General features: G+C 60.2%; 13 protein-coding genes. 6 read left to right on the top strand and 7 right to left on the bottom strand.

Translation table 11 applies throughout. From position 1 onward, the window contains the following. The first annotated feature begins 2 nt into the window (after window positions 1-2). A complete protein-coding gene (hisF, locus tag ATI02_RS13770; RefSeq protein ID WP_095190079.1) occupies window positions 3-773 on the top strand; it encodes an imidazole glycerol phosphate synthase subunit HisF in 771 nt (256 codons plus the stop codon). Between the two features lie 73 nt (window positions 774-846). Beyond that, window positions 847-1,602: a substrate-binding periplasmic protein gene (locus tag ATI02_RS13765; protein ID WP_100846550.1), complete on the top strand. Its 756-nt coding sequence runs from the start codon at window positions 847-849 to the stop codon at window positions 1,600-1,602. Between the two features lie 134 nt (window positions 1,603-1,736). Here ATI02_RS13765 and ATI02_RS13760 read toward each other — a convergent pair whose 3' ends face one another. The 4 genes from ATI02_RS13760 to gpmI all read right to left on the bottom strand — a co-directional run bounded on the left by ATI02_RS13760 (window position 1,737) and on the right by gpmI (window position 6,935). Continuing rightward, a complete protein-coding gene (locus ATI02_RS13760) occupies window positions 1,737-2,513 on the bottom strand; it encodes a divergent polysaccharide deacetylase family protein (protein WP_100846549.1) in 777 nt (258 codons plus the stop codon). A gap of 2 nt (window positions 2,514-2,515) precedes the next feature. Then, window positions 2,516-3,835 (bottom strand): S41 family peptidase, encoded by a 1,320-nt coding sequence (locus ATI02_RS13755; RefSeq protein ID WP_095190082.1) that lies wholly within the window; start codon window positions 3,833-3,835, stop codon window positions 2,516-2,518. Between the two features lie 31 nt (window positions 3,836-3,866). Continuing rightward, on the bottom strand, window positions 3,867-5,153 hold the full coding sequence (locus ATI02_RS13750) for a murein hydrolase activator EnvC family protein (RefSeq protein WP_100846548.1): 1,287 nt from the start codon (window positions 5,151-5,153) through the stop codon (window positions 3,867-3,869). A gap of 252 nt (window positions 5,154-5,405) precedes the next feature. Then, complete coding sequence (gpmI, locus tag ATI02_RS13745; protein ID WP_100846547.1) at window positions 5,406-6,935, bottom strand: 2,3-bisphosphoglycerate-independent phosphoglycerate mutase; 1,530 nt, start codon at window positions 6,933-6,935, stop codon at window positions 5,406-5,408. Between the two features lie 153 nt (window positions 6,936-7,088). Between gpmI and ATI02_RS13740 the strand changes: the two genes are divergently transcribed. The 3 genes from ATI02_RS13740 to secB are packed head-to-tail and all read left to right on the top strand — an operon-like array spanning window position 7,089 to window position 8,300. Beyond that, a complete protein-coding gene (locus ATI02_RS13740) occupies window positions 7,089-7,502 on the top strand; it encodes a rhodanese-like domain-containing protein (RefSeq protein WP_095190085.1) in 414 nt (137 codons plus the stop codon). Between the two features lies 1 nt (window position 7,503). Then, on the top strand, window positions 7,504-7,758 hold the full coding sequence (grxC, locus tag ATI02_RS13735; RefSeq protein WP_038359971.1) for a glutaredoxin 3: 255 nt from the start codon (window positions 7,504-7,506) through the stop codon (window positions 7,756-7,758). Window positions 7,759-7,814: 56 nt separating this feature from the next. Then, complete coding sequence (gene secB, locus ATI02_RS13730; RefSeq protein WP_095190086.1) at window positions 7,815-8,300, top strand: protein-export chaperone SecB; 486 nt, start codon at window positions 7,815-7,817, stop codon at window positions 8,298-8,300. Between the two features lie 123 nt (window positions 8,301-8,423). On the opposite strand, the gene trmL is transcribed toward secB, so the two are convergent. Continuing rightward, complete coding sequence (gene trmL, locus ATI02_RS13725) at window positions 8,424-8,879, bottom strand: tRNA (uridine(34)/cytosine(34)/5-carboxymethylaminomethyluridine(34)-2'-O)-methyltransferase TrmL (protein ID WP_100846546.1); 456 nt, start codon at window positions 8,877-8,879, stop codon at window positions 8,424-8,426. On the opposite strand from trmL, the gene ATI02_RS13720 reads away from it, so the two are divergent. Next, window positions 8,878-9,318 (top strand): hypothetical protein, encoded by a 441-nt coding sequence (locus ATI02_RS13720; protein ID WP_100846545.1) that lies wholly within the window; start codon window positions 8,878-8,880, stop codon window positions 9,316-9,318. The genes trmL and ATI02_RS13720 overlap by 2 nt on opposite strands. 455 nt (window positions 9,319-9,773) lie before the next feature. Here ATI02_RS13720 and ntrC read toward each other — a convergent pair whose 3' ends face one another. Beyond that, entirely contained in the window at window positions 9,774-11,210 is a 1,437-nt protein-coding gene (gene ntrC, locus ATI02_RS13715) for a nitrogen regulation protein NR(I) (RefSeq protein ID WP_100846544.1), read from the bottom strand. Then, complete coding sequence (glnL, locus tag ATI02_RS13710) at window positions 11,207-12,292, bottom strand: nitrogen regulation protein NR(II) (RefSeq protein WP_095190090.1); 1,086 nt, start codon at window positions 12,290-12,292, stop codon at window positions 11,207-11,209. The genes ntrC and glnL overlap by 4 nt, the downstream gene beginning before the upstream one ends. Window positions 12,293-12,504 lie beyond the last annotated feature (212 nt).

Raw genomic sequence — 12,504 nt, 5'->3', positions numbered from 1 at the left:
CCATGGCGCTGGCCAAACGCATCATCCCTTGCCTGGACGTGGATAACGGTCGGGTCGTCAAAGGTGTGAAGTTCGAGAACATCCGCGATGCCGGCGACCCGGTGGAAATCGCCCGTCGCTATGACGAGCAGGGTGCCGACGAGATTACCTTTCTCGACATTACCGCCAGCGTCGATGGCCGTGACACCACGCTGCATACCGTCGAGCGCATGGCCAGCCAGGTGTTCATTCCGCTGACCGTCGGCGGTGGCGTACGCACCGTGCAGGACATCCGCAATCTGCTCAATGCCGGCGCGGACAAGGTCTCGATCAACACGGCTGCGGTGTTCAACCCGGAATTTGTCGGCGAAGCGGCGCAGCATTTCGGCTCGCAGTGCATCGTCGTCGCGATCGACGCCAAGAAGGTCTCGCTGCCGGGCGAAACCCCGCGCTGGGAAATCTTCACCCACGGCGGGCGCAAGCCGACCGGCCTCGACGCCGTCGAGTGGGCGAAGAAAATGGAAGGCCTCGGTGCCGGCGAGATCCTGCTGACCAGCATGGATCAGGACGGTATGAAAAACGGTTTCGACCTTGGTGTTACCCGCGCCATCAGCGATGCGCTGGGTATTCCGGTGATCGCTTCCGGCGGCGTTGGCAACCTGCAGCATCTGGCCGACGGCATCCTCGAAGGTCACGCCAGCGCAGTGCTGGCGGCGAGTATTTTCCACTTCGGCGAATACACGGTGCAGGAAGCGAAAGCGTATATGGCCAAACGCGGCATCGTGATGCGCTAAACCGTACAGGCCAGTGGACAGCATGGCGTACCCAAGGCACTCTTGGGCACGCCATGGATTCCGGTAGCCCGACATGATCAAACGCCTGCTTCTCGTTCTCGCCAGTGCTGCTGTGTTGCTGGTCAACACGGCCCGTGCCGAGGACAGTCCCGACACCGATCTGGTGCTCCTCACCGAAAACTTCCCGCCGTACAACATGGCGAAGAATGGCAAGAACTTCGCCCAGGGCGAGAACATCAACGGCATCGCCACCGATATCGTGCGCGAGATGTTCCAGCGTGCCGGCCTCACTTACAGCCTGACCCTGCGCTTCCCTTGGGAGCGGGTGTACAAACTGGCGCTGGAAAATCCCGGTTACGGTGCCTTCGTCATGGCGCGGCTGCCGGATCGCGAGAAACTCTTCAAATGGGTGGGCCCGATCGGCCCCGACGACTGGATCCTGTTGGCCAAGGCCGACAGCAAGATCACCCTCGAAACCCTCAATGATGCGCGCAAATACAAGATCGGTGCCTACAAGGGCGATGCGATTGCCGAAACGCTGACCAAGCAGGGCTTGAAGCCGGTGGTGGTGCTGCGCGATCAGGACAATGCCAAGAAACTGGTTAACGGTCAGATCGATCTGTGGGCCACTGGCGATCCGGCCGGGCACTATCTGGCGCGGCAGGATGGTGTGACCGGGCTCAAGACGGTGCTGCGCTTCAACAGCGCTGAACTCTATCTGGCGCTGAATAAAGATGTGCCGGACGAGACAGTGAAAAAGCTCCAGACAGCGCTGGATCAGATGCGCAAGGATGGCGTGGTGGACGACATCATGGGGCGGTATCTCTAACCCCAGCGTCACCGCGATTCAATTGTGTGTGGGCTTGCTCGCGAAGGCGTCGTGTCAGGCAACTCAGATATTGGCTGAAGCATTGCATTCGCGAGCAAGCCCGCCCCCACATTTTGTTTTAGGGCGTTGCGGATTCAGCGATAAACGCCATCCTTGCCATGAGCAGCCGTGGCCTTGTTACTGCGCACACTGATCATCTGCCGGATATCGATCCACTCAATCCCCTGAGCCTTCAGCTTCGGCAATTCGCGCTCCAGTACCGCCAGGGTCTGCGGATACGGATGGCCGATCATCACCGCCGAACCCTGCTTGCGCGCCAGGCTGATCGCCGTCTGCAACTGTGTGGAGATCGCCGCCTCGGTGCGTTCGTCGTCGAGAAACACATCCCGTGAAACGCTGGCCAGATCGATCTTCTGCGCCTGCTGTGCGGCCACTGTCTGCGCGCTGGTGCGGCTGTCGACGAAGAACTTGTGGCGGCGTTGCAACTCGCCCATCAACCAGGCCATCGCTACCGGTTGCGCGGTCATGCGGCTGCCCATGTGGTTATTGATACCGGCCGTGAACGGCACCCTTTTGAACGCAGCGTTCAGGCGTTTTTCGAGTTCTTCGATGGGCAGTTCGGGGTGCCAGGCGAACGGCCCGGTGGCCGGATCCATCGGCATGTGCAGGATGACGATCTTGCCGGCGCGATGGGCTTCGCGGGCGAATTCGGTGGCGTGCGGGGTGTCGGGCATGATCGCCGCGGTTACCGGGCCGGGCAGGGCCAGCACACGGCGATCCCGGGGCAGGTTCTGCCCCAAGTCGTCGATGATCAGTGTCAGGTAGGCTTTGTGTGGCTTTGGGCTGACGGGTTCTGCGTGAACAGCACCCGCCAGACAGCACAACAGAACGAAGACGAAACGCAAACTCATCCTCAACGGCCGGATGTGATGCTCAGCCCTTTGAGCAGGCTCAGGGCCTGGGCCAGTTGGTAATCGTCATCCTGCGGCATGGCCTTGGCCTTGCCTGCCGAACCGCTTGGTTTGTCGGCGCCGCCGTTGCCGTTGCCCAAATGGCCTTGCAGATCGGCTTCCTTGAAGTATTCGCCGTCCGCCTCGCTGGTGATCTTGGCTTTGCGCACTTCGATGTCCGGGACGATGCCCTGGGCCTGAATCGAACGGCCATTGGGTGTGAAGTACAGCGCGGTGGTGATCTTCAGCGCGCGGTCGTTGTTCAGCGGCAGCACGGTTTGTACCGAACCTTTGCCGAAACTGGTGGTGCCCATGACCACAGCGCGTTTCTGGTCCTGCAGAGCACCGGCGACAATTTCCGACGCCGAGGCGCTGCCACCATTGATCAGCACGACCATCGGCACGGCTTCGCTTTCGTCTTTTCCGGTAGCAGAGAAACGCAGCTCGGAGTTGGCGATGCGGCCTTTGGTGTAGACGATCAGACCTTTGGTAATGAAGTGGTCAACCACTTCCACCGCGGCCTGCAAAACGCCACCCGGGTTGTTGCGCAGGTCGAGAATGATGCCGTTGAGTTTCTTGCCGTTGTCCTTGCGCATCTTCGCCAAGGCCTTGGAGACCTCATCGCCGGTCTTGACCTGGAACTGAGTGATACGGATATAGCCGTAGCCCGACTCAAGCAGTTGCGACTTGACGCTCTTCACTTGAATCACGGCGCGCGCCAAAGTCACGTCGAATGGCGTGCCGCCGTCGCGGACCAGGGTCAGGGTGATTTTCTGACCGATCTTGCCGCGCATCTTGTCGACGGCCTCGGTCATGGTCTGGCCGCGAGTCGGCGCGCCGTTGATCTTGACGATGAAGTCACCGGCCTGAATGCCGGCCTTCGACGCTGGCGTGTCATCGATTGGCGAGACGACTTTGATGAAGCCGTCTTCGGCACCGACTTCGATACCCAGACCACCGAATTCGCCGCTGGTGCTTTCCTGCAACTCGGTGAAATCTTCCGGGCCCAGGTAAGCGGAGTGCGGATCAAGGTTGCTGAGCATGCCCTTGATCGCGTTTTCCAGCAGGGTCTTGTCGTCCACCGGCTCGACATAAGCGGCTTTGATCCGGTCCATGACCTCGGCAAAGGTGCGCAACTCTTCCAGCGGCAGCGGCGCCTTGGAGGTCGCGGCAGTGCCTGCCGGAGCGACGGCCGGGGCTGGTTGTGCGGCGAACGCCAGAGGCGCGCCGATCACCAGAGCGATCGTCAGAGCCAGCGAGGTAAGGCGGGACAAATGCAGCATGTCGAACGAACTCCTGAATTAGGCGGCGCGCTTATCCTTGCGCGCGGCACCATTGCGCCGGATCACTCGGGTGACCCTGCTGACGAATTGCGAAATACAGTGCTGGTGTGTCCTGACCGCCACTGTTACCGACAGTGGAGATGGACTCACCGGCTTTTACCACGTCACCGGCCGACTTGAGCAGCGTCTGGTTGTGACCGTAAAGACTCAGAAAACCGTTGCCGTGATCGAGGATCACCAGCAGCCCGGCGCCCCGCAGCCAATCGGCAAACACCACGCGCCCACCGTGTACGGCATGCACCTGGCTGCCGGCGGAAGCGCTGATCATCACGCCATCCCACTTGGTCCGGGCGTCATCGCCACGGCTTTCACCGAAGCGTGCCAACAGTCGACCATCAACCGGCCACGGAAGTTTTCCCCGGGTTGCAGCAAAAGGGCCACCGAAGGTCTCGCCGCTGCTGGAGACCAGTGCGCCGGGTGTTGATCTGGCTGGTTTTCGTGGGGCGTCGCTGTTTTCAGCCTGCGCCTCACGCAAGCGCTTTTTTTCCGCTTCCTGCTGGGCGATCAGCGCTTTCTGCCGCGCTTCTTCTGCCTCACGGGCCTGGCGGGCCAGAGTTTCTTCAATGGTTTTAAGGACTTTAGACAGGTCTGCCTGATCCTGCTCGCGAGAGGCGAGTTTCTGATCGCGGGCCTTGACGTCGTCGTTGAGCTTGGCAAGGACTTGCTGGCGTTCCTTGCGAACCTTGTCGAGCTCTTCGCGCTGCGTGTCGAGGCTGCTTTTCTGGACGAGCAATTGCGCTTGTTGCAAGCCGATGTCTTTCTCGACATTGGCGAGTTGGCGCAGGGTTTCGTTGAAGTTCTTCAACTGCTCCAGGCGGGCCTGGCTCAGGTAGTCGTAATAGGTGAGGGTGCGGGCGAATTTCTCGGGATTCTGCTGGTTGAGCAGCAGCTTGAGGTATTCCTGCCGACCGTTCTGGTAGGCCGCGCGGGCCTGGATGGCGATCAGTCGCTGTTGTTCAGCGCGCGCGCTCTGGAGTTTTTTTTTCTCCGCATCGAGCCGTTGCAGCTCGGATTCACTTTTCTGCAGTTCTTTCTGCAGGGCATCGACCTGCTTCTGCAGCTTGCCCATCTCGGTTTCGGTGCCCTTGAGCTCTTTCTGCACGCCGGATTTTTCTTCCTGGAGCTTGCCCAGCAGCTTTTTCAGCTCGGCAATGTCCTGACGCGTGGCGTCCAACTGCTGTTGGGTTTGTGCGCGCTCGTCAGCGAAGGCCGGTTGGAGCAGGCAGGTCAGAGCGAGGGCAATCAGGACGCGAAGCATAGGGGCGGGCGGCACCAGGGTAAGGGACGGCCTAGTATGCCCGCCCGAGGCTGCAAAAAAAACGCCCAATTGGGGCTGTGTGATAACTGGAGCAAGCAATACAGCGAATTCCATTTCGAAAACTCCATAAACCACTGTGGGAGCTGGCTTGTCAGCGATGGCGTCTGCACATTCAACATAGATGTTGGCTGTCAGATTGCTATCGCTGGCAAGCCAGCTCCCACAGGGTTTTGTGGTGCGTGATCGAGCGGATTACACCAGGATAGACGTGCCAGTCATTTCCGCCGGTTTTTCCAGGCCCAGCAGCTTCAGCATGGTCGGCGCCACGTCCGCCAATACGCCGCCTTCACGAACCTTGAGGTCACGCTTGCCGACGTAAATGAACGGCACCGGCTCGGTGGTGTGTGCGGTGTGTGCTTGCCCGGTGGACTCGTCTGCCATTTGCTCGACGTTGCCGTGGTCAGCGGTGATCAGTGCTTCGCCGCCAACCTGCTCCAGCGCTTCGACGATGCGTCCAACGCAGGCGTCGAGGCATTCAACCGCCTTCACTGCCGCGTCGAACACGCCGCTGTGGCCGACCATGTCGCCGTTGGCGTAGTTGACCACGATCACGTCGTAACGCTGGTTTTCGATGGCGTCGACGATGCGGTCGGTCACCTCGGGCGCGCTCATTTCCGGCTGCAAGTCGTAAGTGGCGACTTTCGGCGACGGGATCAGGATGCGCTCTTCGCCCGGGAACGGTTCTTCACGACCGCCGGAGAAGAAGAAGGTCACGTGGGCATATTTCTCGGTTTCAGCGATGCGCAGCTGGGTTTTGCCGTTTTTCGCCAGATAGTCGCCAAGGACGTTTTCCAGGCTGCCGGCGGCGAAAGCCGAAGGTGCCGGAATGCTCGCCGCGTATTGGGTCAGCATGACGAACCCCGCCAGTTTTGGCTGGCGCGCGCGTTCGAAGTCCTTGAAGTCGTCCTCGACGAACACGCGTGTCAGCTCGCGGGCACGGTCGGCGCGAAAGTTCATGAACACCACGGCGTCGCCATCTTCGACTCTCACCGGCTCACCGATGGTGGTGGCTTTGACGAATTCGTCGCTCTCGCCGCGAGCGTAAGCGGCTTCCAGGCCTTCCTGAGCGGTGGCAGCGTTGTATTCGCTGTTGCCGTCGACGATCAGGTTGTAGGCCTGAGCCACGCGATCCCAGCGGTTGTCACGGTCCATGGCGAAGTAGCGGCCGACGATGCTGGCGATGCGGCCCTTGCCGAGCGCCTGGAAGGTCGCGTCGAGCAGTTCGATCGACGAAGCGGCGCTTTTCGGTGGGGTGTCACGGCCATCAAGGAAGGCGTGCAGGTAGATTTTTTCGGCGCCGCGCTTGAAGGCCAGTTCGGCCATGGCGATCAGGTGATCCTGGTGGCTGTGTACGCCGCCATCCGAGAGCAGGCCCATGAAGTGCACGGCTTTGCCGGCGGCCACGGCTTTATCCACAGCGGCGCAGATGGTCGGGTTCTCGAAGAACTCGCCGTCACGGATCGCTTTGGTCACACGAGTGAAGTCCTGATACACCACGCGACCGGCGCCGAGGTTCATGTGGCCGACTTCGGAGTTGCCCATCTGGCCGTCCGGTAGGCCGACGTCCATGCCGCTGCCCGAGATCAAGCCGTTCGGCACGGTGGCCCACAGGCGATCGAGCACGGGCTTCTTCGCCGCAAAAACGGCATTGGATTCGGGGCTGTCGCTGTGACCGAAGCCGTCGAGAATGATCAGGACCAAAGGTTTAGGCGTGGTAGTCATGGAATCCACTCGTGGCTAATAAAGAAGAGGGCGATGGAAAAGGGAGTTGGAGTTTAAAGCCAAGTTCAATCCACGTCACCGCCGGACGGGGTTTGGCCCACCATAGTGGCTGTGTATACTGGCCGACATTTTAACGCCCTGGAACCTCCTTCGATGGTTGCTCACCTGATTGAATTTGCCACTAACCACTACATTCTTGTCGGTATCTTCGTCGTACTGCTGGCTCTGCTGCTGGCGCACACGATGCAGGGCGGCGGTAAAAGCCTGAGCACCGGTGAGCTGACCGCACTGGTCAACAAAGATGCTGGCGTGGTGGTGGACATCCGTCCGGCCAAGGATTTCGCTGCCGGCCACATCGTTGGCGCGATCAACATTCCTCAAGACAAGCTGGCCGCGCGCACCGGTGAGCTGGAAAAACACAAGGCCAAGACCATCATTCTGGTCGACGCTCTGGGCCAGACCGCCGGCACCCACGCCCGCGAGTTGATGAAATCCGGCTTCACCGCCGCCAAGCTGTCCGGCGGGATTTCTAGCTGGAAAGGCGACAACCTGCCGTTGGTGAAGTGATATGAGCGAAGTCATCGTCTACTCCAGCGATTACTGCCCTTACTGCTCGCGAGCCAAATACCTGCTCGAGAACAAAGGCGTGGCCTTCAAAGAGATCAAGGTCGATGGCAAGCCGCAGGTGCGCGCCGAAATGACCCAGAAGGCCGGCCGCACGTCCGTGCCGCAGATCTGGATCGGCAGCAAGCACATCGGCGGTTGTGACGATTTGTATGCCCTGGAGCGCGCCGGCAAGCTCGACGCGCTGCTCAAGGCCTGAACGGCTGCACCCACGTACAGCAATCCCTAAAGACCCAAGATCAGAAAGGATCTGAGATGACTGACCAACAGAACACTGCAGCCAGCGAAGAAGAAACCGCACCGCAATTCTCCTTGCAGCGCATCTACGTACGCGACCTGTCCTTCGAAGCCCCGAAAAGCCCGGCGATCTTCCGCCAGCAGTGGGATCCGAGCGTCGGTCTGGATCTGAACACGCGCCAGAAAGAACTGGAAGGCGATTTCTTCGAAGTCGTACTGACCCTGTCCGTGACCGTGAAAAACGGTGACGAAGTGGCTTTCATCGCTGAAGTGCAACAGGCCGGTATCTTCCTGATCAAGAACCTCGACCCGGCTTCGATGAGCCACACTCTGGGTGCGTTCTGCCCGAACATCCTGTTCCCTTACGCACGTGAGACCCTCGACAGCCTGGTGACCCGTGGTTCGTTCCCGGCACTGATGCTGGCTCCGGTGAACTTCGACGCCCTGTACGCGCAAGAGCTGCAGCGCATGCAGGAAAGCGGCGAGACGCCAACCGTTCAGTAAGACGGTTTAGCAACACCCATGTGGGAGCGAGCCTGCTCGCGAAGAGGGCGTGTCAGATGACGTTTTTGTCGACTGATACACCGCTTTAGCGAGCAGGCTCGCTCCCACATTTGTTTTGTGGTGTTACTTGAAGCCGTTCTGGCGCCAGGCTTCGTACACGGCCACCGCGACGGTGTTGGACAGGTTCAGGCTGCGGCAGCCTTCACGCATCGGCAGGCGCAGGCGCTGCTCGGCGGGCAGGGCGTCCAGTACCTCTGGGGGCAGGCCACGGCTTTCCGGGCCGAAGATGAACGCATCGCCCGCAACGAACGCGGCATCATGGAATGGCCGCGAACCCTTGGTGGTGAACGCGAACAAGCGTGGGTTACCCAGGCTCTCCAGACAACTGGCCAGATCGGCATGACGTTGCAGCGTGGCATATTCGTGGTAGTCGAGACCGGCCCGGCGCAAGCGCTTGTCGTCCATCTCGAAGCCCAGCGGTTCGATCAAATGCAGGTGGCAGCCGCTGTTGGCGCACAGCCTGATAACGTTGCCGGTATTCGGCGGAATTTCTGGTTGAAAAAGGATGACGTGAAACATGCACGGCTCCGAAGGTAAAGATGAGCGGCATTCTACGCCGCCTGTGGACAACCGTTCGAAACTATTGCCGCGAGTGATCGGCTCGCTAGCGATTGTCGGCGTGATGATTGGTTTAATGATCGGCCGCCTCACTACGCCTGACCCCAGCGTGCTGCAGCAGGTCGAGGTGACGGATGGCGGTCTGGTGGTGTGGTTCAACAACGAACCGAAGCTGCACGGTGAAATAATCGATGGCACTGTGGCGCTACTTTTTCAGGCTGAAGGCCGGGCGCAGAAAGGCCAGCTCAAGCTCAACGGCAAGGACGTGAACTGGCGTACGCGAGCAAGTGACGGTGGGTTGTTGCTGACGGTGCTGGCGGCGCGGCCGCTGCAAGGAGACTGGGCCGGGAGCGAAGTCGATGACCGCTGGCGGCTGGAGATCCATCTCCGGGAGCAATAAAAGCGGGAATCCCTGACCTGCCTGTATCAGGGCTCCCAAAAGGCTGGACTTCGCTAGCAGCGTCAGTCCGGTGTAAAGAGGGAACCCCCGGCCTGCCTGTACCAAGGTCCCCGAAACGGGTGGTGAAACGAATCACCTGTGAGAGGTATTGCAGGGTGCGTGCCAGGTTTTAATCTGTTGAAACAAAAAAGTTGAACGGAAACGCGAAAGCCCCGGGATTCGGGGCTTTCGTTATTGTTGAAGGGTGAGCCTTTAATGTTCTGAGGTGGTCTTTCGAAAGACTGGCAGTGCCCGATCACAGGTCATCGTGCATTCATGCGGTGCACGGAGAACCCAATGTGGGAGCGGGCTTGCTCGCGAAGGCGTCGTGTCAGTCACCCTATATTTCAATGACCCACCGCATTCGCGAGCAAGCCCGCTCCCACAGGGGATGTCGGGTGCTCGCCTATTATGCGTTAAGCCTCATCCCCCTCGTCATCATCCCCACCATCAACCTTCATCCCCAGTTCCTTGATCTTGCGCGTCAGGGTATTGCGCCCCCAACCGAGCAATACCGCTGCATCGCGACGACGCCCAGCGGTATGTTTCAAAGCGGTCTCGATCATGATCCGCTCAAACGCCGGCACCGCGCTATCGAGCAAACTCGACTGGCCACGCGCCAATGCCTGATCCGCCCACTGGCGCAACGCCTGCTCCCAATTGGTCACCGGCGCCGAGTCCTGCGGCAGGTTGAGCAGTTCTGGCGGCAAGTCGCTGATATGCACTTCGCGCCCGGACGCCATCACGGTGATCCAGCGGCAGGTGTTCTCCAACTGACGTACGTTGCCGCCCCACGGCAGGTTTTTCAGGTATTCCTCGGTCTCGCTTTTCAGCAGCTTCGGCTCCACTGCCAGTTCCTGCGCGGCGCGGCTGAGGAAGTGCTTGGCCAGGGTCGGAATGTCTTCACGACGATCCGACAGGCGCGGAATGTGGATGCGGATCACGTTGAGACGGTGGAACAAGTCTTCACGGAATTTCCCGGCATGCACCAGGGTTTCCAGATTCTGGTGGGTCGCGGCGATGATCCGCACGTCGACCTTGACCGGCACATGACCGCCAACACGATAGAACTCGCCGTCAGCCAATACGCGCAACAGACGCGTCTGGGTGTCAGCCGGCATGTCACCGATTTCATCGAGGAACAGCGTGCCGCCGTCTGCCTGTTCAAAGCGACCGCGACGCAGGTTGGCGGCGCCGGTGAACGCGCCTTTCTCATGGCCGAACAGTTCGGATTCCATCAGATCCTTGGGGATCGCCGCCATGTTCAGCGCGATGAACGGTGAGGCTGCGCGCGGGCTGTGGCGGTGCAGGGCGTGGGCGACCAGTTCTTTACCAGTACCGGATTCACCGTTGATCAGCACGGTGATGTTGGAGTGGCTCAAGCGGCCGATAGCGCGAAACACTTCCTGCATCGCCGGCGCTTCGCCGATGATTTCTGGCGTGCGGGTCAGCGCTGGCACCACTTCCAGGCCTTGCTGCTCTTGGGCGTGCTGGTTGGCGCGCTTGACCAGCGATACTGCCTCATCAACGTCAAAAGGCTTTGGCAGGTACTCGAACGCGCCGCCCTGATAGGAGGCGACAGCGCTGTCCAGATCGGAATGAGCGGTCATGATAATGACCGGCAGGCGTGGGTGCTGCTCGCGGATCCGCGCCAACAGGTCCAGACCGCTGGCGCCCGGCATGCGGATGTCGGAAATGATCACATCCGGCTGCTGCCGAGCCAGCCGACTCATCACGCCATCGGCGCTGTCGAAACTTTGGGTGGTCATGCCTTCCTGCTGCAAGGCTTTTTCCAGAACCCAACGGATAGAACGGTCGTCATCGACGATCCACACGGTTTCACTACGGCTCATGTCGATGTGGCTCCTTGTTCCAGTGGCAGAAAGATCGAGAACGTGGTGTGGCCTGGGTGGCTGTCACACTCGATCAGGCCCTGGTGCTGGCTGATGATGTTCTGGGTAATGGCCAGGCCCAGCCCGGTACCGTCCGGACGGCCGCTGACCATGGGAAAGAAGATGGTTTCCTGAAGTTCCGCCGGGATGCCCGGGCCGTTGTCGATGATCTCGATCTTGGTCACCAGACGATGGCGGACGTGGCCAATGGTGAATTGACGCATGGTTCGGGTACGCAGGCTGATGCGGCCCAGACGCAGCTCGTTCTGGCTGCTGATCGCCTGCATCGCGTTGCGCACGATATTCAGCACGGCCTGAATCATTTGCTCGCGGTCGATCAACACGTCGGGAATGCTTGGGTCGTAATCGCGCACCAAGGTGATGCAACCCTGGCTTTCGGCTTCGACCAATTGGCACACACGCTCGAGCACCTCGTGAACGTTGCACATGGCCAACGACGGCAACTTGTTCGAACCGAGCATGCGGTCGACCAGATTGCGCAGGCGGTCGGCCTCTTCAATGATCACGTTGGTGTAGTCGCGCAGGCTGTCTTCCGGCAGTTCGCGGGCCAGCAGTTGCGCCGCGCCACGGATGCCGCCGAGGGGATTCTTGATTTCATGGGCGAGGCCGCGCACCAGCATCTTGCTGGTTTCCTGTTTCGACAGCTGCGCCTCTTCCTTGGTAATCCGCAGCAGGCGATCTCGCGGGTGGACTTCCAGCAGGAGCAGGGTCGCGCCGTTGCTGAGGATCGGCGTCACCGCGTAATCCACCGTCAGGGTCTGGCCGGTGAGGGCGGTGAGCATCGCTTCGCGCTTGGTGAACGGATGCGCCTGTTCAACCGCCTGGCGCAGGGAGTTGAGCGCCTCGGTGGACTCGGTAAATAACTCGCTGATGAACTGCCCATGGCTACGCTGGCCGCTGATGGCCAGCAGCATTTCCGCCGCCGGGTTCATGTACTCGAGGCGCAATTCGGCGTCGAGCAGGATGGTGGCGGTGGTCAGGTTGTCGAGCAGTAAACGATGAATTGCGTCACTTATAGTCATCAGGGCCTCTTTTGGGGCGGAGCGTGCGCAAGAAGCAAGCGTCGTGAAACGGAAAATGCAAAAACCAAACCAAGGCTCCGAAAAGAAGCGTTCAACCCCTGAAACGGGCGTTTGACGCTCGTTTGCGTGGCAGTCCGCCAGCCTTCGCGGGTACTTTCGAACCAAAATGGGTTGGTATGTGGGAAGCGTGGAGCTTGCTGCACCAATATAGT

The sequence above is a fragment of the Pseudomonas baetica genome (assembly GCF_002813455.1).
Classification (GTDB): domain Bacteria; phylum Pseudomonadota; class Gammaproteobacteria; order Pseudomonadales; family Pseudomonadaceae; genus Aquipseudomonas; species Aquipseudomonas baetica.
The sequence above is the reverse complement of the archived record's forward strand: the minus strand, read 5'-3'. Positions and strand labels throughout refer to the sequence as shown.